Origin of the sequence: Vescimonas coprocola, assembly GCF_018408575.1 — a bacterium.
GTDB lineage: Bacteria > Bacillota > Clostridia > Oscillospirales > Oscillospiraceae > Vescimonas > Vescimonas coprocola.
This window is the reverse complement of the sequence record NZ_AP023418.1, coordinates 1,252,145-1,272,796: the sequence shown is the minus strand read 5'-3', so window position 1 is coordinate 1,272,796 and position 20,652 is coordinate 1,252,145. Positions and strand designations below refer to the sequence as shown.

Annotated in this window: 17 protein-coding genes, 1 pseudogene and 1 riboswitch; of the genes and pseudogenes, 14 read left to right on the top strand and 4 right to left on the bottom strand. The window is 58.7% G+C overall.

All coding sequences use genetic code 11. The annotated features are described in order from the left end of the window. Positions 1–7 precede the first annotated feature (7 nt). The gene (gene polA / locus KJS28_RS06240) at positions 8–2,653 is read right to left on the bottom strand and encodes a DNA polymerase I (RefSeq protein WP_213542183.1); all 2,646 of its coding nucleotides are present in this window, start codon (positions 2,651–2,653) and stop codon (positions 8–10) included. Between the two features lie 217 nt (positions 2,654–2,870). Here polA and kamB point away from each other — a divergent pair, with 217 nt between their 5' ends. The 11 genes from kamB (at position 2,871) to KJS28_RS06185 (ending at position 13,848) form a co-directional block, all read left to right on the top strand. Then, positions 2,871–3,803, top strand: coding sequence for a lysine 5,6-aminomutase reactivase subunit KamB (kamB, locus tag KJS28_RS06235; protein WP_213542182.1), 933 nt, complete (start codon positions 2,871–2,873; stop codon positions 3,801–3,803). Beyond that, positions 3,800–5,260 carry a lysine 5,6-aminomutase reactivase ATPase KamC gene (kamC, locus tag KJS28_RS06230; RefSeq protein WP_213542181.1) on the top strand — a complete coding sequence of 487 codons (1,461 nt, stop codon included), beginning with the start codon at positions 3,800–3,802 and terminating at the stop codon, positions 5,258–5,260. Before kamB ends, kamC begins: the two co-directional genes overlap by 4 nt. Before the next feature lie 288 nt (positions 5,261–5,548). After that, positions 5,549–5,724, top strand: a riboswitch (Lysine riboswitch). Between the two features lie 108 nt (positions 5,725–5,832). Next, positions 5,833–6,225 carry a 3-aminobutyryl-CoA ammonia lyase gene (gene kal / locus KJS28_RS06225; protein WP_213542229.1) on the top strand — a complete coding sequence of 131 codons (393 nt, stop codon included), beginning with the start codon at positions 5,833–5,835 and terminating at the stop codon, positions 6,223–6,225. 12 nt (positions 6,226–6,237) lie between these two features. Then, positions 6,238–7,065 (top strand): 3-keto-5-aminohexanoate cleavage enzyme, encoded by an 828-nt coding sequence (gene kce, locus KJS28_RS06220; RefSeq protein WP_021859458.1) that lies wholly within the window; start codon positions 6,238–6,240, stop codon positions 7,063–7,065. Positions 7,066–7,109: 44 nt separating this feature from the next. Continuing rightward, a complete protein-coding gene (gene kdd / locus KJS28_RS06215; protein ID WP_021859459.1) occupies positions 7,110–8,162 on the top strand; it encodes an L-erythro-3,5-diaminohexanoate dehydrogenase in 1,053 nt (350 codons plus the stop codon). A 294-nt stretch (positions 8,163–8,456) separates the two neighbouring features. Continuing rightward, positions 8,457–9,707: a lysine 2,3-aminomutase gene (gene kamA, locus KJS28_RS06210; protein ID WP_213542180.1), complete on the top strand. Its 1,251-nt coding sequence runs from the start codon at positions 8,457–8,459 to the stop codon at positions 9,705–9,707. Between the two features lie 11 nt (positions 9,708–9,718). After that, positions 9,719–11,281, top strand: a complete 1,563-nt coding sequence (gene kamD / locus KJS28_RS06205) for a lysine 5,6-aminomutase subunit alpha (RefSeq protein WP_213542179.1) — start codon at positions 9,719–9,721, stop codon at positions 11,279–11,281. After that, positions 11,278–12,066 carry a lysine 5,6-aminomutase subunit beta gene (gene kamE / locus KJS28_RS06200; RefSeq protein ID WP_021859462.1) on the top strand — a complete coding sequence of 263 codons (789 nt, stop codon included), beginning with the start codon at positions 11,278–11,280 and terminating at the stop codon, positions 12,064–12,066. Before kamD ends, kamE begins: the two co-directional genes overlap by 4 nt. Positions 12,067–12,249: 183 nt before the next feature. Then, the gene (locus KJS28_RS06195) at positions 12,250–12,942 is read left to right on the top strand and encodes a CoA transferase subunit A (RefSeq protein ID WP_021859463.1); all 693 of its coding nucleotides are present in this window, start codon (positions 12,250–12,252) and stop codon (positions 12,940–12,942) included. Beyond that, entirely contained in the window at positions 12,942–13,610 is a 669-nt protein-coding gene (locus KJS28_RS06190) for a 3-oxoacid CoA-transferase subunit B (protein ID WP_021859464.1), read from the top strand. Before KJS28_RS06195 ends, KJS28_RS06190 begins: the two co-directional genes overlap by 1 nt. A 100-nt stretch (positions 13,611–13,710) precedes the next feature. Then, positions 13,711–13,848, top strand: coding sequence for a P-loop NTPase family protein (locus KJS28_RS06185; protein WP_213542178.1), 138 nt, complete (start codon positions 13,711–13,713; stop codon positions 13,846–13,848). Here the strand turns inward: KJS28_RS06185 and KJS28_RS06180 are convergent. Then, entirely contained in the window at positions 13,785–14,243 is a 459-nt protein-coding gene (locus tag KJS28_RS06180; RefSeq protein ID WP_213542177.1) for a recombinase family protein, read from the bottom strand. The genes KJS28_RS06185 and KJS28_RS06180 overlap by 64 nt on opposite strands. 161 nt (positions 14,244–14,404) lie before the next feature. Further along, positions 14,405–15,238: a MerR family transcriptional regulator gene (locus KJS28_RS06175; RefSeq protein WP_213542176.1), complete on the bottom strand. Its 834-nt coding sequence runs from the start codon at positions 15,236–15,238 to the stop codon at positions 14,405–14,407. A gap of 161 nt (positions 15,239–15,399) precedes the next feature. On the opposite strand from KJS28_RS06175, the gene KJS28_RS06170 reads away from it, so the two are divergent. The 3 genes from KJS28_RS06170 to KJS28_RS06160 all read left to right on the top strand — a co-directional run bounded on the left by KJS28_RS06170 (position 15,400) and on the right by KJS28_RS06160 (position 19,990). Next, on the top strand, positions 15,400–16,761 hold the full coding sequence (locus KJS28_RS06170; RefSeq protein ID WP_213542175.1) for an amidohydrolase: 1,362 nt from the start codon (positions 15,400–15,402) through the stop codon (positions 16,759–16,761). A gap of 79 nt (positions 16,762–16,840) precedes the next feature. Beyond that, positions 16,841–18,607, top strand: a complete 1,767-nt coding sequence (locus KJS28_RS06165) for an adenine deaminase (protein WP_213542174.1) — start codon at positions 16,841–16,843, stop codon at positions 18,605–18,607. 51 nt (positions 18,608–18,658) lie between these two features. Further along, on the top strand, positions 18,659–19,990 hold the full coding sequence (locus KJS28_RS06160) for an NCS2 family permease (protein WP_213542173.1): 1,332 nt from the start codon (positions 18,659–18,661) through the stop codon (positions 19,988–19,990). 344 nt (positions 19,991–20,334) lie between these two features. Here KJS28_RS06160 and KJS28_RS06155 read toward each other — a convergent pair. After that, positions 20,335–20,551 (bottom strand): annotated as a pseudogene (locus KJS28_RS06155) (MATE family efflux transporter); the annotation flags it as partial. Between the last annotated feature and the right edge of the window lie 101 nt (positions 20,552–20,652).

Below are 20,652 nucleotides of genomic sequence, written 5' to 3'. Positions count from 1 at the left end.
AAATTGTTCAGCCCTTGGCGGAGAGCCAGTCGGGGCCGCTGTGGGCATCGGCGGGCAGGGGGACGGACAGCTGGGCGACACCCTGCATTTCCTCTTGTAAAAGGGCCTCGACACGGGGGGCCTCCGCTGCCGGACACTCCACGATGAGTTCATCGTGGACCTGCATGATGAGCCGGGCGGCCAGACCCTCGCCGGAGAGCCGATGCTCCACCCGGATCATGGCCAGCTTCATGATGTCCGCTGCCGTACCCTGAATGGGCATATTCAGCGCCACCCGCTCCCCGAAGGAGCGGAGGTTGAAGTTAGAGCTCTTCAGCTCCGGCAGCGCCCGACGCCGCCCGAAGAGAGTGGCGACGTAGCCCTGCTGCCGGGCCTGCTCCACCACCTCCGTCATATACCGGCGGACGCCGGTGTAGGTGGCGAAGTAGCGCTCCATATACTCCTTGGCCTCGGCCACGGTGACGCCGATATCCTGAGACAGGGAGAAGGGGGAAATGCCGTAGACGATGCCGAAGTTCACGGCCTTGGCCCGTGAGCGCATCTGGTGAGTCACCTCCTCCGGCGGTACGTGGAACACCTTGGAGGCGGTGAGGGTATGGAAGTCCTCCCCGGAACGGAAGGCCTGCTGCATCACCTCGTCGCCGGAGATGTGAGCCAGCAGCCGCAGCTCGATCTGGGAGTAGTCGGCATCCACCAGCAGATTCCCCGGCGCCGCCACGAACATCCGGCGCATCTGGCTGCCCAGCTCCGTGCGGGTGGGGATGTTCTGGAGGTTGGGCTCCGTGGAGGACAAGCGGCCGGTGGCCGTTACCGTCATCTGGAAGCTGGTGCGGATGCGGCCGTCGGCGTCGATGACCTTCAGCAGACCGTCGGCATAGGTGCTTTTCAGCTTGCTGTACTGCCGGTATTCCAATACGTCCGCCACAATGGGGTGCTGCCAGCGGAGCTTTTCCAGCACGTCGGCGTTGGTGGACCAGCCGGTTTTGGTTTTCTTGCCGTGGGGCAGCTGGAGATCCTCAAAGAGCACCTTGCCCAGCTGCTTGGGGGAGTTGATGTTGAAGGGAGCCCCGGCGGCGTCATAGATCCGCTGCTCCAGCTGGCGGATGGTGCCGGTGAGGCTCTCGCCGAAGTCCGACAGCGCCTTGGCGTCCACCAGAAAGCCCCGCTGCTCCATCCGGGCCAGTACCGGGCAGAGAGGCAATTCCACGGTGTGATACAGCTCCTTCATGCCCAGCTCCTCCAGCTTGGGGGGCAGGGTCTCATACAGGGCCTCCACGGCGGAGCAGTAGCTGTGGAGGGCCGCCCACGCCGAAGCGGTATCCGCCAGCGGGGCAAAGGCATCCGGCTCCAGATGCAGGGGCTTGGGCAGTTCTTCATTATAGTAGGTCACGAACAGCCGCTGGAGGTCGTAGCTTCCGGCGGTGGCATCCAGCAGGTAGGCGGCCAGCGCCGTATCGAACCCATAGCCCTCTATGGGGAGGTCCTGCTCCAGCAGCGCCCGCATGGTGTCCTTGATGTGGTGACCGACTTTTCGGATATCGGCGGAGAACAGGGCGGTCAGCAGGGCGTGCCAGTCGCCGGTATAGCGGTTCTGGTCCAGCTCGGCTGCGGCGGAGGTGTGCGATCCGGTATCCCACTGGACGGAGAGAACGGAGAGGTCCGGTAGGGCGTAGACGGTCACATAGTCCGCCTGACGCCACTGGGCCAGCAGGGCCTGGGCCTGCTGCTCCGTCTCCAGCGGCTCCACGGTGACGGTATACTCCGGGGCGGCCTCGGTGTCCCGGTGGGGGGTGAGGCCATACCGGTCGATGAGCTTCTGAAACTCCAGCTTCAGCAGCAGGTCATAGAGCTCCGGAGCAAAGGGGCGGCGGAGGTTGTCCTCCGGGGTGAAGTTCAGCGGGGCATCGGTGACAATGGTGGCCAGATACCGGGAGTGCTCGGCGCTCTCCCTGCCCTCCTGCAGCTTTTTGATGACGCCGGGCTTGGCGTCGATCTCCGGCAGCAGGCGGTACAGCTCCGCCACGGAATGATACTGCTGCACCAGTGCCATGGCGGTCTTTTCCCCCACGCCGGGGACGCCGGGGATGTTGTCGGAGGCGTCGCCCATGAGGGCCTTCAGGTCGATCATGTGGATGGGGGCGAAGCCGTACTGCTCCCGGAAGGTCTCCTCCGTCATGTCCTTGGTGGTGGTCTGGCCCATGCGGGTGGACACCAGCTTCACCTTGGTGTGGGGGGTGATGAGCTGGAGACTGTCCTTATCGCCGGTGACGATGACGCAGTCCCAGCCGGCCGCCTCGCAGCGGCGGCTGATGGTGCCGATGAGATCGTCGGCCTCGTAGCCGGTGAGGTCGTACTGGGGGATGTTCATGGCGGAGAGCACCTGCTTCAGATACGGCAGCTGCATGGCCAGCTCCTCCGGCATCCCCTTGCGCTGGGCCTTGTAGCGTTCATCCGCCTGATGGCGGAAGGTGGGCTCCCGGCGGTCGAAGGTGACGCACAGCGCCTCCGGCTGCTCCTCGTCCAGCAGCCGCTGGAGGGTGGTGAGAAAGCCATAGATGGCATGGGTATATAGCCCGTCCCGTGTGGACAGGGGGCGGATGCCATAATAGGCCCGGTTGACGATGCTGTTGCCGTCGATGACCATCAGTTTCATGGAGGGTCCTCCTTATACTTCTTGGCATATTCCATTTTATTATACGCCAGTTTCTCCCATAAAACAACCTCCGCCGTGGAGCGGGACAGAGGTTTTCCGGTATTTTACATGGAATGGGGCGGAAAAGAGGGAGAATTTGTTTTTCCTCTTTCTTTTTCCGGCGAAATACGCTATAATCTATATTTGACTGAAATTTGACCGGAAGGGGTATGTAGATATGTCCGCAGAGCTGTTACAGCTGCTCAACGGCGTTCAGACCATGTCCATCGTGGGAATGTGCAAGAATGCCGGAAAAACCACCATGCTCAACTGGATGCTGCACCACGACCGCCTGCAGGGGACGCTGGGCCTGACCTCCATCGGCCGGGACGGCGAGTCCACCGACGTGGTCACCGGCACGGAGAAGCCCGGCATCTTCGTGCGGGAGGGGACTCTCATCGCCACCGCCAAGGATATGCTGCGGCTGGGGGACACCACGCTGGAGATCATGGAGACCACCGGCATCCCCACACCGCTGGGGGAGGTGGTGATCTTCCGGGCCCGCAGCGACGGCAATGTCCAGCTGGCAGGGCCGTCCATCACCACGCAGCTCAAGGAGGTCTCCCGGCTGTTCTTCGAGATGGGGGCCGACAAGTCCATCATCGACGGCGCTCTGGGCCGCAAGTCTCTGGGCGCACGGGCTGTGGCGGAGGGGGTCATTCTCTGCACCGGGGCCTCATACCACATGAGCATCGACAAGGTCGTGGCCGACACCGCCCATGTGTACCGGCTGATGAATCTGCCCAAGGCGGAGACTATGCCCCCGGAGATGGAGGAGAGTCTGGAGAAGTGCCTGAAGGATCACGGCGAGGCTCTGATCTCCGGGGCGCTGACGGATACCATGGTGATGCCTCTGCTGCGCTCCGGTGTGCTGCGGAATACCCGGCTGGTGGTGAAGGACCCCAGCAAGGTACTGCTGAGCAGCGATGCGCTGGATAAGCTCCAGACCCGTCAGGTGCGGCTGGAGACGGAGGAGGCCGCCCGGACCCTGTGCGTCACCATCAACCCGGTGTCCGCCTACGGCTGGAAGTTCGACAAGGATGAATTTATGACACGGATGCGGGAGGCGGTGGATGTCCCCGTCATCAATGTGAAGGAGGAGCTGACATGATCAATATTCGCTTTGAAGAGAGGGAAAAAATCGGCTTGCAGTATGCGCTGGAGACTCTCCACGGGTGCAGCCCCTTCGGTCAGGAGAAGATCCGCAAGCTGCGCTACTACTCCCCCGACGAGCGGGAGGAGCTGGAGACGGAGCTGTATAACGTGGAGCAGGCCGCCAAGGCGGCGGATGCCCTGAAGCCCCTGTACGACAGGATCGGGCTGATGCTGTGCCAGATGAAGGATATTCGTGGCTCTCTGCGCCGGTGCCAGGCGCTGGAGATCCCGGATCATGTGGAGCTGTTTGAAATCAAGGTATATCTCCAGCGGCTGGAGAGCCTGATCCCCCTGTTCCAGCAGGTGTGCCAGACTACCCACTTTAAGGCGCTGGCCTTCCATGATCCGGCGCAGGCGCTGGAGATCCTGGATCCGGACAAGACCCGCAGCCGTGGCTTCTACATCCCCGACAATGCAACGCCCAAGCTGAGGGAGATCCGTGCGGCCAAGAAGCAGATCGAGGAGCAGCTGCACCATGCACAGACCGATGCCGAGAAGGAGGAGCTGCGCTCCCGCCGGACCCGTGTCTGTGCCGAGGAGGACAGCGAGGAGACCAAGGTGCGCCGCAGCATGGGGCAGGCGCTGGCTCCGCTGGCAGGAGATCTGCTGGAGGACGCCGACACGGCGGGCCGGCTGGACTTCATCATCCAGAAGGCGCTGTTTGCCGTGCGCTACGGCGGCGTGCGGCCGGAGATCACGGAGACGGAGTTGGAGCTGACGGATATGATCAATCCCGAGCTGTGCGACCTGCTGGAGCAGAAGGGACGGTCCTTCGTGCCGGTGTCCATCCGGCTGGAGCAGGGGGCCACCGTTATCACCGGCGCCAACATGGGCGGTAAGTCCGTGGTGATGAAAACCGTGGCTCTGAACGTGCTGCTTTTGCAGGCGGGCTTTCTGGTCTGCGCCAAGAAGGCCCGGATGCCGCTGTTTTACAGCGTGAAGATGCTCTTTGACGACTTGCAGTCCATCCAGTCGGGCCTGTCCGGCTTCGGCTCGGAGATCGTGCAGTTCCAGAAGGCGCTGGAGGAGGTGGAGCAGGGCTACTCCCTGTTCCTGCTGGATGAGTTCGCACGGGGCACCAACCCCGACGAGGGCGCCGTCATCGTGCAGGCAGTGACCAAATACCTCAACGAGGTGAAGGCCATCTCCCTGCTGACCACCCACTACGACAAGGTGGCAGAGAACGCCCGGCTGCACTATCAGATCATCGGACTGCGGGACGTGGATCCGGAGCAGATCCGGCAGGAGCTGGCGGCTACCGGCGACGACGGCATTCAGGTCATCGCACGGCACATGAACTACGGCCTGTACCGGGTGGAGGGGAAGTCCGACTGCCCCAGAGACGCCCTGAACATCTGCCGGATGCTGTCGCTGAAGCCGGAGATCCTGGAGAAGATCGAGCAGGCGTATTAAGATGCCGGAGGCTCTCTGCGGTGGTTGGCCGCTGCTGCGTGCGGCGTCTGTGGGGCGGTATGCGCCGCCGGAGGGCGGAGAAATGGAAAGAATGCCCAATAAAGGCGGGGGGGGGGGATACCCTCCCGCTTTCGCTGTATTCGTGGGATATCGCTTTGTGCATAACCCATAGAAAACGATGCAGAAATTTTATCTCATGCACAAAAAATCTCTGTCTTTTTTGTCACAATGCCACCTTGACAAAGCCCCGGCGGAGACGATATAATGAGGACCGTAGAAGTTCATACCGCAATCAATAGAGGTGCGGGGGACAGGGTACTGCTTCGTGAGGACAGACACTCGCAGAGCGGGGCAGGAAGGGGTCCTTCGCCGAAAGGGCATGACGGGTCTGATGTCATGGCCTTGGGGTCGGGGTGTAAGCGCCGGCACTGTCATGTCGAAAGACGTGGAGCGCTATTGGTCAGCCTTGACCGATAGCGCTCTTTTTATGCCCGAAAGAGCGGTATGGCCACAGCGGCGGAACTTCATGAAAACGACCCAAATTTATGAAGGAGGAAAAACTTATGGAAAAGATCACTTCTACCCTGCGGCTGCGTATGAGCGCAAAGGATGCTCACTACGGCGGAAATCTGGTGGACGGCGCACACATGGTGCATCTGTTCGGTGACGTGGCCACCGAGCTGCTCATCAAGTGCGACGGCGATGAGGGCCTGTTCTGCGCTTACGACATGGTGGAGTTCAAGGCTCCCGTGTACGCCGGCGACTACATTGAGGCCTATGGCGAGATCGAGAAGATCGGCAACACCTCCCGCACCATGCGCTTCGAGGCCCGCAAGGTCGTCGTTGCCCGCACCGATATCAGCGCTTCCGCTGCTGACGAGCTGGACGAGCCCATCGTTGTCTGCGTGGCTCACGGCACCTGCGTGACCCCCAAGGACTGCCAGCGCAAGAAGATCGAGAAGTAAGGGAGCGGCAAGATGGAGAAGCTGATTATTACTGCTGCTATCTGCGGCGCTGAGGTCACCAAGGAGCAGAACCCCGCTGTGCCCTACACCGTGGAGGAGATGGTCCGTGAGGCCAAGTCCGCCTACGAGGCCGGTGCAGCCATCCTGCACATCCATGTCCGTGAGGACGATGGCACGCCCACTCAGGGCCGTGAGCGCTTCCGTGTGGTGATGGACGCCATCCGCAAGGAGCTGCCCGATGTCATCATGATCCCCTCCACCGGCGGCGCTGCCGGTATGACCCCGGAGGAGCGTCTGCAGCCCACTGAGCTGTTCCCCGAGATGGCCACTCTGGACTGCGGCACCTGCAACTTCGGCGACGAGATTTTCGACAACACCATGCCCACCATGCGTGCCTTCGGCAAGCGTATGCTGGAGAACAACATCAAGCCCGAGTACGAGTGCTTCGAGCTGGGCCACATTGACACCATCCTTGGCATGGCCAAGAAGGGTGAGGTGCCTGCCCATCCCATGCAGTTCAACTTCGTGCTGGGCGTCCACGGCTGCACTCCCGCAACCGTGGAGAATCTGGCCTTCTTCGCCAGCAAGATCCCCGCTGGCTCCACCTGGACCGTGTCCGGCGTGGGCCGTTCCGCCTGGACCATGGCCGCAGCGGCCATCGCCATGGGCGGCAACGTCCGTGTGGGCTTCGAGGATAACATCTATCTGGGCAAGGGCCAGAAGGCTGCTTCCAATGGTGAACTGGTGGCGAAGGTCGTCCGCATCGCCAAGGAGCTGGGCCGTGAGATCGCCACTCCCGCTGAGGCTCGTGAGATCCTGAGCCTCAAGCCCCTGAAGTAAAAAACACTCTTTCATTCATACATTTATTTAGGAGGAAAAATATTATGGCAGAGCTGAAAGGCAACAAGTACGGTACTCATCGTGTTATCGAGCCCAAGGGCGTTCTGACCCAGGCTGCTTGGAAGGTCGATAACGATATGTCCAAGGTCTACTCCAACGAGATCGTCTGCGACGTGACCTCCCTGAACATCGACTCCGCTTCCTTCACTCAGATCGCTGAGGCTTGCGGCGGCGACGAGAAGAAGATCGGCGAGATGATCCTGGGCATCGTTGCTGAGCGTGGTAAGCAGCAGAATCCCGTGACCGGTTCCGGCGGTATGTTCAAGGGCGTTGTCTCCCACATCGGTGAGGATCTGAAGAAGAAGCCCGGCTTCGACCTGAAGGAAGGCGACAAGATCGTCTCCCTGGTGTCCCTGTCCATGACCCCGCTGCGCATCGACAAGATCCTGGCCATCCACAAGGATATCGACCGTGTGGACATCGAGGGCAAGGCTATCCTGTTCGAGTCCGCTCTGTATGCCAAGATGCCCGAGGATATGTCCGAGCCTCTGGCTCTGGCTGCTCTGGACGTGGCCGGCGCTCCTGCTCAGGCCCGCAAGCTGCCCCACGAGGGTGACAGCGTCCTGATCCTGGGCGCCAACGGCAAGTCCGGCGTGCTGTGCGGCTGGGAGGCCATGAAGAAGGTCGGCCCCAAGGGCAAGGTCGTGGGCGTTGTCCGTAACCCCAAGCAGGTTCCCGGTCTGCTGGAGCTGGGCGTGTACACCGACGTGATCGTCGCCGACTGCACCAAGCCCGTTGAGGTCATGGAGGCTGCTCTGGCTGCCAACGACGGCAAGGAGTATGACCTGTCCATCTGCTGCGTGAACATCGAGTCCTGCGAGATGTCCGCCATCCTGCCTGTCCGTGATGACGGCGTGGTGTACTTCTTCTCCATGGCTACCTCCTTCACCAAGGCTGCTCTGGGCGCTGAGGGTATCGGCAAGGATGTCACCATGATCATCGGCAACGGCTACACCAAGAACCACGCCAACATCACTCTGGATGTTCTGCGTGAGAATCCCAAGCTGCGCAAGCTGTTCGACGAGAAGTACTGCTAAACTGCGATGATATGCTTTACCTACAGGGGCCTTCGGGCTCCTGTAGGTAAGCATCTTATTCGGAGCCCCCTGCCTTCGGGAGATCCGAACGCTGCGTGCGGCTTGAGGAGGCGGTACGCAGAGTTGAGGAGAAATGGAAAATGCGTGGAGCACCACGCAGGTTAAATAACGGTGTGCAGAGGTCTGGCCCGTTGAGGAGCGGGAAGGACGCTGCTGGCCGGAACAGTTGCCCGTGCGCCCAGTGCGACGGGAAAAGCTAACCGATATTTTTAATATTTGAAGGAGAAAACGAATATGAAGACTCGCAATGGTCTGTTCGCTGACGTTCCCGAAAATCTGTGGAATGACTGGCATTGGCAGGTCGCCAATCGTGCTGAGACGATTGAGGATCTGAAGAAGTACATGAACCTGACCCCCGATGAGGAGGCCGGTGTTGCCAAGACGCTGGGCAAGCTGCGTATGGCAGTTACTCCTTATTACCTGTCCCTGATCGATCTGAACGACCCGTTCGATCCCATCCGTAAGATGGCTATCCCCCGTGCTGAGGAGCTGGAGTATGCCGATTACGAGGATGCCGATCCCCTGCACGAGGATACCGACTCCCCCACCCCCGGCCTGACCCACCGCTATCCCGACCGTGTGCTGCTGCTGATCACCGACCAGTGCTCCATGTACTGCCGTCACTGCACCCGTCGTCGTTTCGCCGGCCAGAATGACTGCGAGGTGCCGATGGCTCAGATCGACAAGTGCATCGACTACGTGGCCGCTCATCCTGAGGTCCGTGACGTGCTGCTGTCCGGCGGTGACTCCCTGATGGTCTCCGACGAGACGCTGGAGTACATCATCAAGCGTGTGCGTGCCATTCCTCACGTGGAGATCGTCCGTCTGGGCTCCCGCACCCCCGTGGTGTGCCCCCAGCGTATCACTCCTGAGCTGTGTGCCATGCTGAAGAAGTATCATCCTGTGTGGCTGAACACTCACTTCAACACGCCCAAGGAGTTCACTCCCGAAGCCGCCAAGGCCTGCGCCATGCTGGCTGATGCCGGTATTCCTCTGGGCAACCAGTCCGTGCTGCTGGCCGGTGTCAACGACTGCTCCCACGTCATGATGGAGCTGGTTCACGGCCTGGTCAAGATGCGTGTACGTCCTTACTACATCTACGCCTGCGATCCTTCCCTGGGTCTGAGCCACTTCCGTACTCCCGTGTCCAAGGGCATCGAGATCATGGAAGCTCTGCGTGGTCATACCTCCGGCTATTGCGTGCCCACCTTCGTGGTGGATGCTCCCGGCGGCGGCGGCAAGACTCCTGTCATGCCCAACTACCTGATCTCCGAGACTCCCCGCAAGGTTATCCTGCGTAACTTCGAGGGCGTTATCACCTCCTACACCCAGCCTGAGCACTATGTTCAGGATTGCCACTGCGATGTCTGCATGGGCAAGAAGAAGGCTGAGAAGACCGGTGTGGCATGGGTCGCCGAGGGCACCAAGCAGCGTTATCTGGAGCCCACCAAGCTGCTGCGTAACGAGCGTCACGTCAAGAAATAAGAGGTAAAAATATGGAAAGCAAACTCGGCTTGAATATGGAGCTGGTCAATCAGGCCCGTCAGTCTGCCGCCAAGGTGGCCGACGACGTTCAGGTCTTTATCGACCAGCACACTACGGTCACCGTTGAGCGTGCCGTCTGCCGTCTGCTGGGTGTCGATGGCGTCAACGATATGGACGTCCCCATGCCCAACGTGGTGGTGGATCATCTGCTGGCAGTTTCCCTGCTCCCTGCAGGCGCTGCTTGGGCTATCGGCAATGCCATGGTAGAGACCGGCAAGGATCCTCAGGCTGTGGCTGAGGCCGTCGACAGTGGTGAGCTGGATCTGTCCAAGGTTCCCGCTCACTCTGACGAGGAGATCCGTGCCGTGATTGACCCCGTGGTTCGTGCAACGGTGGAGCGCATCAACAAAAACGTTGCCAAGCGCAACGCTTACCTGAAGGAGTGGGGCGACAGAGAAGGTCCCTACCTGTACATCATCGTGGCTACCGGTAACATCTACGAGGATATCATCCAGGCCAAGGCCGGCGCCAAGCAGGGCGCAGATATCATCGCCGTGATCCGTACCACCGGTCAGTCCCTGCTGGACTATGTGCCTTACGGCGCTACCACCGAGGGCTTCGGCGGCACTTACGCCACCCAGGAGAACTTCCGCCTGATGCGTGCGGCTCTGGACGAAGTGGGCGAGGAGCAGCACCGCTATATCCGGCTGTGCAACTACTGCTCCGGTCTGTGTATGCCTGAGATCGCTGCCATGGGCGCTCTGGAGCGTCTGGATGTCATGCTGAACGATGCTCTGTACGGCATTCTGTTCCGTGATATCAATATGCAGCGCACCATCGTGGACCAGTTCTTCTCCCGTGTTATCAACGGCTATGCCGGCGTTATCATCAACACCGGTGAGGACAACTATCTGACCACCGACGACGCTATCACCAGCGCTCACACGGTGCTGGCTTCCCAGTTCCTGAACGAAGCCTTCGCCAAGACCGCCGGTATGCGTGAGGAGCAGATGGGTCTGGGCCACGCATTTGAGATGGATCCCGCCGTGGAGGATACCTTCCTGTACGAGCTGGCTCAGGCTCAGATGGCCCGTGAGATCTTCCCCAATGCGCCGCTGAAGTATATGCCTCCCACGAAGTTCATGACCGGCAACATCTTCCGTGGCCACATCCAGGATGCCCTGTTCAACATGGTCACCATCCTGACCGGCCAGAAGCTGTGCCTGCTGGGCATGATGACCGAGGCTATCCACACTCCGTTCATGTCCGACCGTGCTCTGTCGATCGAGAATGCTCAGTATATCTTCCGTACCATGAAGGATCTGGGCAGCGAGCTGACCTATAAAGAGAACGGTATCATCCGCAACCGTGCCAACGAGGTGCTGACCAAGGCCACCGATCTGCTGAAGGAGATCGAGAAGCTGGGCCTGTTCACCACCATCGAGAAGGGTATCTTCGCCGATGTTAAGCGTCCCAAGGACGGCGGCAAGGGCCTGGCCGGTGTTGTGGTCAAGGACGACAAATACTTCAACCCCTTCGTTGAGGTCATGAAAGGTAAGGTGGCGGCAGAATGAGCAGCGGACTGTATAATACCCACAAAATCGACTTCGATACCACGCTGGACCTGACCCGCCTGAAGCCTTACGGCGATACCATGAACGACGGTAAGGTGCAGACCAGCTTCACCCTGCCCATCAAGGACGATGAGCGTGGTGAGGAGGCTGCCCGCCAGATCGCCAAGAAGATGGGTCTGGAAGAGCCCAACGTGGCCTACCACGCCCCTCTGGACAAGGAGTTCACCTTCTACGTGGTGTACGGCAGCTGTGTCCACTCCGTCAACTACGAGGATATCCACGTGATCACCGTGGAGTCCGACGTCATGAGCATGGAGGACACCAACGACTACATCCGTGAGCATATCGGCCGCAAGGTCGTTATGGTGGGTGCTTCTACCGGCACCGACGCCCACACCGTGGGCATCGACGCCATCATGAACCGTAAGGGCTTCGCCGGCCACTATGGTCTGGAGCGTTACGAGATGATCGAGGCCTACAACCTTGGCTCTCAGGTCCCCAATGAGGACTTCATTAAGAAGGCTCTGGAGCTGCACGCCGATGTTCTGCTGGTCTCCCAGACCGTTACGCAGAAGGACGTTCACATCCAGAACCTCACCAACCTCATTGAGCTTCTGGAGGCCGAGGGCCTGCGTGACAAGTTTGTCGTCTGCTGCGGTGGTCCTCGTATCACCCACGAGCTGGCTAAGGAGCTGGGCTATGATGCCGGCTTCGGTGCCGGTAAGTACGCCGACGACGTGGCTTCCTTCGCTGTGACCGAGATGGTCAAGCGGGGCATGAAGTAAATCCAACCTGTGCAGACGGTCATGGGGCATAGTCCCCATGACCGTCTGATGCGGCATAGCGCCGTTTTCCTGCATTTTTTCCTGCACGTTCTCTTGCAATTTTCGCCTTCATGTGTTATGATATCAAGGTGTGATAAAATTTTGACGATTTTAGAGAACGAAAATAAACAAGGAGGAACTGAAATGGCAAAGAAACCTGTTATCACTGCCAAAGAGGCAGCGGCAATGATCCCCGATGGCGCCACCATTATGTGCGGCGGCTTCCTGGCCTGCGGTCAGGCCCGGGCGATCGTGAAGGAGCTGGTGGCTCGCGGTACCAAGGATCTGACCCTCATCGCCAACGATATGGCCCGTGCGGTGGGCCCCAAGGGTGAGGAGTTCTTCGGCATTGCCGAGCTGATCCACAATCATCAGGTCAAGCGTGTGATCGCTACCCACGTGGGCATGACTCCCGAGGTGGGCCAGCAGAACACCGAGGGTACTCTGGAGGTCAATCTGCTGCCCCAGGGCACTCTGGCCGAGTGCATCCGTGCCGGCGGCGCCGGTCTGGGCGGCGTCCTGACCCCCGTGGGCGTCGACACTCTGGTGGAGGACAGCCCCTTCTGCCTGGGCCGTCAGACCATCGACGGCAAGGATTATCTGCTGATGAAGCCCATCCACGCCGACTTCGCCCTGCTGGGCACCTACAAGTGCGACGAGTACGGCAACTGCTGGTACAAGGGTACCATGCGGAACTTCAACGTGGTCATGGCTACCGCCGCTGACACCGTTATCGCTGAGACCGAGTATCTGGTTCCCGTGGGCGAGATCGAGCCCGAGAACGTTCATACCTATGGTATGTGCGTGAACTACATCGTGGAAGGAGATAGAAAGTAATGGAAAAGTCCGAGATCAAAGGCTTTATCGCCAAGCGCTGCGCCAAAGAACTGAAGAACGGCGATGTCGTCAATCTGGGCATCGGCCTGCCCACCTTGATCCCCAACTACCTGCCCAAGGATGTGGAGCTGATCATCCACGCTGAGCTGGGTATCGTTTCCGCCGGCGCTACCCCCAAAGAGGGCGACGCCAACTATGATCCCTACCACGTCATCGATGCCGGTGGCGGCGTTGCTTCCGTGGCTTACGGCGGCGGCTTTATCGATTCCGCTACCAATTTCGGCCTGATCCGCGGCGGCCATGTGGACGCCTGCTTCCTGGGCGCTCTGGAGGTGGATGCCCAGGGCAATCTGGCCAACTGGATCATCCCCGGCAAGAAGATGCCCGGCATGGGCGGCGCTATGGACCTGTGCGTGGGTGCTAAGCACTGCATCGTCTGCATGGAGCACACCGCCAAGGGCAACCCCAAGATCTTCGAGAAGTGCCGTCTGCCCCTGACCGCTTCCCACTGCGTCAACAAGATCATCACCGAGATGTGCGTGCTGGAAGTGACCGATAAGGGTCTGCTCATGACCGAGATCAACCCCGAGTTCACCGTGGAGCAGGTGCAGGCCGCTACCGCTGCCCCCATCACTGTCTCTGAGAACCTGAAGAGCATGGTGGACTAAGTCTCCGCATCGGGAACAAAATGTGCAAAAAGACACGGCAGAGTTCTGCCGTGTCTTTTCTCGTGCCAGGGCGTGCTGATACAGGCAAGGAGGGCCGGATATGAAGCTCCGCATCATCGGCGGCAGCGGGAAAACGTATCTGGCCCGGCGGCTGGCGCAGGAATATGACATTCCTCATGTGGAGTTGGACGAGCTGCAGTGTGCCAGCGGTGCCACATTGCTGCGGGGTCTGCGGTAGCTCTTGAATTTGTTCACATCCAGCATGGACTGTACCCGCACCCAATCGCCGCCTGCGATGATGCCGGGATGCTTGCCCACCGCCACGATCCATTCCTCCATGGGGCGGATCTGGTTTGCCTTGCCGGGGCGCTGGAGCGAGCGGTTGTACACCATGATGCCGTGCTCACCGTCGAATTCTGTGCGCTCGGCAAAGTCGCCGATGTTGCGGCTGATGCGGTCGAGGCGGTAGACCACGATGGCGGCAAAGGCGATCTTCTGGGAATCCTTCATCATTTTCTTGAACTGCGGGCGCTCCAGGTTGCCGCCGGAAAAGTCCTCGTAGACCAGCACGTTTTCCGTCGCTTCCTCGCCAAAGTGCATGGCGATGTACTGGCGGCACCTCGCATGATTCATTAGGCTGATAGATATATTATATCGGATCGGAATCCGTTTGAAAAGGTACCCAAGGGAAGGATCTGAAAAATGTTGTATATCCGGCTTGGCTGGGATGTTTTTGCAGAATAAGCCAATCACACAGCAGCCCTCACGGCATAACCGTGAGGGCTGCTGTGCAGCTATATGTCCTCAGGCTTGGAAATGGCCGCAAAGGACTTTTTTTCATTTTGTTCATCAAGGGAGAGGATGCGCACCTCCAGGCCGGTAATATAATTATCCGGGTGTCCCTCGCAGCACTGATCCACGATATTGGGGGTGATCACACAGTCATCCACCGGCAGCTTCCGGCGGTAAGCTTCACCAAACAGGCGGTCGATGGAGTCCTGAATGGTGAGATACGGTCCGTAATGATAGCCGCAGAGATAGTCCTCGGCAGGAATATAGGAAACGGGCTGTTCGGCCATCAAATCCGGCAGGCGGCGGGCCTCGTCGGGAGTGTCTTCATAGAGATAAGCGCCGAACCATTTTCGCTGTCCCTGATAAAAGCCTACGGTGGGATAGAAGTAAAACAGCTCATGGGTAAAAAGGTTGATTTCCTCGCCGATGTGCAGAAAGGCGCGACGCGGGAAGGTGCGAACATAGAATTTATCCCGCTGGCTGACCGCCTGTTCCCTCTCGATAAACTCCACCTTCTGCTGGATGATTTGGATGGTGGCATTCAGCTCATCGCATTGACGGCGCAGCTGCTGCGCCTGCTGGGAGAGCATTTGCAGGTTATCACGAAGACCGTTGCTGTGGAGAAAAGCCTTGATCTGGGCAAGGGAGTAGTCCAGTCGCCGCAGGTATCGGATCGTGGCCAAGGGATAGACCTGATCGAAATGGTAAAAGCGGCGGTTGTTTTCGCTGTTGCGCACCTGCGGCACCAGCAGACCCTTGGTATCATAATGGCGCAGCAGTTGGACATCCATGTTGAATATGTTGGCAAGCTCCCCGATCGTCAAGAATTCTTTCATAAAACCTCCCATTTTCCCGCTATGTAACGCTAGGATTTTGTAAGAACACTAGAAAATCCAGAAAAATCAAAATTAGGGCTTGAACCTATAACCGTTATAGGTTGTAAGGTAAGTATATCATTTACGAAGCAATTTGACAAGTATCTGGATGGAGGGATCTCATGCAAACCTATTTGAAGAACGGTTACATCGTCTCCATGGATCAGCAGGACACCGTTTTTGACGGTGGCGGTGTGCTGGTGGAGGATGACCGCATTACGGCGGTTGGTAAGGTAGACCCCAGGCTGGTGAAGCCCGACGCAGAGGTCATTGACCTGCAGGGCAAGTATGTACTGCCCGGGTTTGTGAACACTCACGTACACACCTCCCAGCAGATTTCCCGCGGAGTGGGCGATGATGTTGATTTCATCTGCTGGCTTCATGACCGGATGTGGCCCTTTGAGAGCAACATGACGGAGGAGGACTCTTATGTATCCACGCTGATGACCAGTCTGGAGCTGATTCGCTCCGGCGTGACCTCCTTTGCAGAACCCGGCGGACAGTTCGTCTCCGGCATGGCCCGCGGTACGGCGGAATCCGGTCTGCGCGGTAAGCTGGCCAAATCTGTGATGGACTGCGGCGAGGGACTGCCGGAAATCTGGCAGCGCACCATGGAGCAGGAACTGGAGCAGCAGGTGGTGGATCTGGAGAAATTCCACAATACCGCCGACGGAAGGGTACAGGTTTGGTTTGGACTGCGTACCATTTTCAACAACACCGATGAGCTGTGCGTCCGCACCAAGGAACTGGCGGATAAATACGGCGTCGGTATCCACATGCATGTGGCTGAGGCCAAGGAGGAAAAAGAATATACCTATGCCCGCTGGGGTGAGGGTACAGTGAAGCATCTGGAGCGGCTGGGCGTACTGGATAAAAATTTGCTGGCCGTTCACACAGTATGGCTGACGGACGAGGAACTGGAACTATTCAAGAAGCGGGAAGTAAAGATTTCTCACAACCCGGCTTCCGCCATGCGTGTGCTGGGCTTTGCACGAATCCCGAAGATGCTGGCTATGGGACTGCGGCCCTCCATCGGTACGGACGGCGCTTCTTCCTCCAACCATATGGACATGGTGGACGAGATGTGGCTGACCAGCCTGATTCACAAGGGCTGGCGTCTGGACCCCACGGTCGTTCCCTCACAGGATATTCTGCGGATGGCCACCAAGTGGGGTTCCCGTGCGCTGCTGGACGAAGACCTGTATGGCAGTCTGGAATGCGGCAAGAAGGCGGATCTGATCGTCATTGACCCCCACGGCCCGTCTATGATGCCGGTGAATGACAAAATCGCCGCACTGGTGACGGCCATGCATTCGGCCAACATCCAGTCCACCATGTGTGACGGCAAGTGGCTGATGCGGGACCGGAAGATCCTGACGCTGGACGAGGAGGCCATTCTGAAGGAGGCCTGCGACCGGGCAAAAGCCATCTACAAGCGGGCGGGCATTGAGCTGCCGGATCGCTTCCCGGTGGTGAAGGTTTAAAGGTTTTACCGGTGCGAGGCACCAGAACATAGAAGAAACAGCAGCAAGCGGAATTTTGTGTTTAGTATGGAGGTACAGCATGAATCAGAAATTACTGTCCGTTGCGAAAGGGGAGACTCCGGCCGATCTGGTGATCCGGAACGGCAAGGTAGTCAATGTCTATTCCGGTGAGATTTATGACGGTGGTGTGGCCATCTGCGGCGACACCATCGCCGCCGTGGGCGATGTGGAATACTGCATCGGTGAAGGCACCCGGGTGGTGGATGCGGAAGGAAAGTATCTGACCCCGGGCTTTTTGGACGGGCATATCCATCCGGAAAGCTCGTCACTGGCAATCCGTCCCTTTGCCGAGGCGGTGCTGGCACACGGCACCACCGGCATCATGACAGACCTGCATGAGGTGGGCGTGGTGTCCGGGTTGGAGGGCATCGAGGCCATCCTGAAGGAAGCAGAAGCCACAGACCTGAAAATCTATTTCGTGGTGCCGTCCCATGTGCCGTTTTCTCCCAATCTGGAAACCAGCGGCGGCCGCTTTAACCCGGAGATCATCCGCAAGGCACTGAAGCGTCCGGATGCGGTGGGCCTGTCCGAGTGTGTTGGCCCCTATATCACGGCGGGCTTCCCCGATTTGCTGGAGTCCTTTGACGCAACGCTGTCGATGCCCGGCAAGACGCTGCAGGGCCATCTGCCGGATATGTACGGCCCGGCTATGAGCGCCTGCATCGCCGCCGGCGTATCCACCGACCACGAGTCCTTCTGCGAAAAGGATGTGTTTGAGCGGCTGCGCAACGGCTGCCACCTGATGATGCGCGAGGGCAGCGCTGCTCGGAATATGCCGGTACTGCTGAAGACCGTGATGGAAAATCATCTGGACACCGCCATGGTCAGCATCGTTACCGACGACCTGCACACGGTGGACCTGCAGGAGCGGGGCCATCTGGACGATTCTCTGCGCACGGCGCTGGGCATGGGGCTGGACTTTGTCAAGGCTATTCAGATGGTTACCGTCAACTGCGCACGGGCGTTCAATCTGGATCGGGAGATCGGCGGACTGGCCCCCGGACGCCGGGCGGACATCAATATCACCACCGGCCCGGAGGATTTCCGCGTGCTGACCACCTTTGCCGGCGGCCGCCAGATTACGGACGACGGCAAGCTGTTGGTACACTATGAGACGGCAGAGCATGAGCCCTGTGTGCTGAACACCATGCACCTGAAGAACCCCATCACGGCAGACAGCTTCAAGATCCATGCCCCTGCAGGCGCCAAGAAGGTGAAGGCGCTGGTGATGGATACGCTGCCCTACATGCCCTTCACCAATCGCCGGGATGTGGAGCTGCCGGTGGTAGACGGCGTGGTGCAGTGCGATGTGGAGCAGGATGTGCTGTACATTGCGCAGGTAGAGCGCCATGGCAAGAACGGAAATGTGGGCAAGGCCTTTATGGGCGGCTTCCATATCCGGGGCGGCGCAATGGCTTCCTCCGTGGGCCACGACAACCACAACATCATTGTCATGGGCGACAGCTTTGAGGACATGGCACTGGCGGTGAACCGCTGCGTGGAGCTGGGCGGCGGACAGGTGATCGTCCGGGACGGCAAGGTGGCCGCCGAGGTGGCGTATCCCATCTGCGGCTTGCTGAGCGACCTGCCGCTGGAGGAACTGGCGGAGAAGAAAAAGGAACTGAACCGGGTGGCTCACGAAATGGGCACGGAAATTGCCATTCCCTTCATGTTCCTCAGCTTTATCTGTCTGGCGGCTATCCCCGCTTACGCCATTACCGACTGCGGATTTATTGATGTGGTGCAGCAGAAGGTGATCGACCCCATTCTGGAGGTCGTGGAATAAAACCGAATTCCCTGAAAAACCAATTTACAAAAGAGCACAGAGAGGAGCAACATGAAGAACGATTTTTTTAAGCTGAAGGACCACGGTACCACCGTCCGGCGGGAAGTGCTGGCAGGTATCACCACCTTTATGACCATGGCCTATGTGCTGGCAGTGCAGCCTTCAGCCATCTGTGGCTTCGGCCCCGATCCCTACATCACGGATATAAACGGCATTGTCATCAGCAAGTCGGCGCTGCTGGTGATGTGTGCGCTGGTCAGCGGTATCATCACCCTGTTTATGGGCCTGTATGCCAATTTGCCGCTGGCACTGTCTACCGCTATGGGCAGCAACTTCATTCTTGGCGGGCTGGTCAACAGCGGCACGGTATCCTTCGGCTGGGCCATGGCACTGCTGCTGTGCTCCGGTATCCTGTTCATTCTGGTGACGGTTCTGGGCGTGCGAAAAATGGTGGTGGATCTGCTGCCGAAAAACCTGAAGATTGCCATACCAACCGCCGTGGGCTTCTTTATTGCCTATCTGGGCTTTAAAAACACCGGCCTTGCCACTTTCAGCGACAGCGGTCTGGCTTTGGGCGATTTTACCCAGCCTGCGGTGCTACTGGCCTTGATCACCCTGGCAGTGATGGGCGTGCTGACGGCCTACAAGGTGCGCGGCGCTATTCTGATCGGCATCATTGTCGGCACCATCATCAGCATTCCTATGGGTGTGTCTACGCTGCCTGCTGCGCTGGTGTCCCTGCCGGATATGAGCGAAATCGGCAATCTGGTGCTGTGCTACGACTTCAAGTCCGTGTTGGCTGACATCCCCGGCGCACTGGTGTGGATCTTCATCCTGTTTACCAGCGACTTCTTTGCTACCTTCGGCGCACTGATCGCCGTGGGCGCCCAGACCAATATGCTGGATGAGAATGGCAACTTCCCCCAGATTGAAAAGCCCTTCCTGGTGGATGCTGTTGGTACCGTGGTGGGCTCCGGCACCGGATGCACCACCATCTCCACCTTCATTGAATCCACCATCGGCGTGGAAGCTGGCGGTCGCACGGGCCTGACGGCGATTGTCAGCGGAGTGCTGTTCCTGGTGTGCATTTTCCTGTCCCCGCTGTTTTTGATGATCCCCACTGCCGTGACCGGCGTGGCGCTGATCTTCGTGGGCTTCTCCATGCTGTCGGGCTTTACGAAGCTGGACTTCTCCGACTTCAAGAGTTGCTTCGGCCCCTTCGCGATGATCCTGTTCGGCACCTTTACCGGCGACATTGCTGCGGCGATCTGCCTGGGCGTGCTGACGGACGTGCTGATCAAGGTGCTGACAGGCGATGCAAAGAAGGTACACCCGGTGCTGTACGTGCTGTGCATCCCGCTGGTGCTGTATTTCATCGTGTAAAAACCGGATAACAACGTAACTTCCCGGCATACCCGGATAAGCAGGTCTGATTGTGCGGAGTAGCGCAGCGTAAGCTGCGCTACTCCGGTTTTTATTGGGATATGTATGCAGAACAGTAATAGATTTAGCAATCATGGGTAGTATCTCTTACTAATATCCTACAATCATTCTACCGAAATAATTTTTGGCGTTCAAGACCCTGCTTGAAATACCTCTCCCGTGTGGATTTGAAGATTTGCACGCTTCCCTGTTCCCATCGATCAATAGTCCGCCACGTCACGCTGGCGAAGTCCTTTTTGATAACGATACCACCGCCGTTTGTTCCACTGTAATAGTATGGCTTTGCCGATCATGACGGCGATGGCCAGCGCCACCACAGTCAGGGGAAAGACCACCGTATTAGCGGCATTTCCGTAGGAACCCAGATAGCTGGCGCTGGCGATGAAGATCTGATCCACGATGTTGTAGAGCGCCCCCACCAGTAGGGAGGTGACGCAGGGGATAGTGGTGCATGAGCCGCCCGACGGGCTCGGTCTCCAGAAATTGTGTGTTGTGTTCCATAGATGTGTCCTCTCTTTCGGCGTGATAAAATGCGTAAGTCCCGGAAATCCGGACTTACGCATCTCTGCTGCACGATTTGCCTATGGAATTCCGCAAAAAAC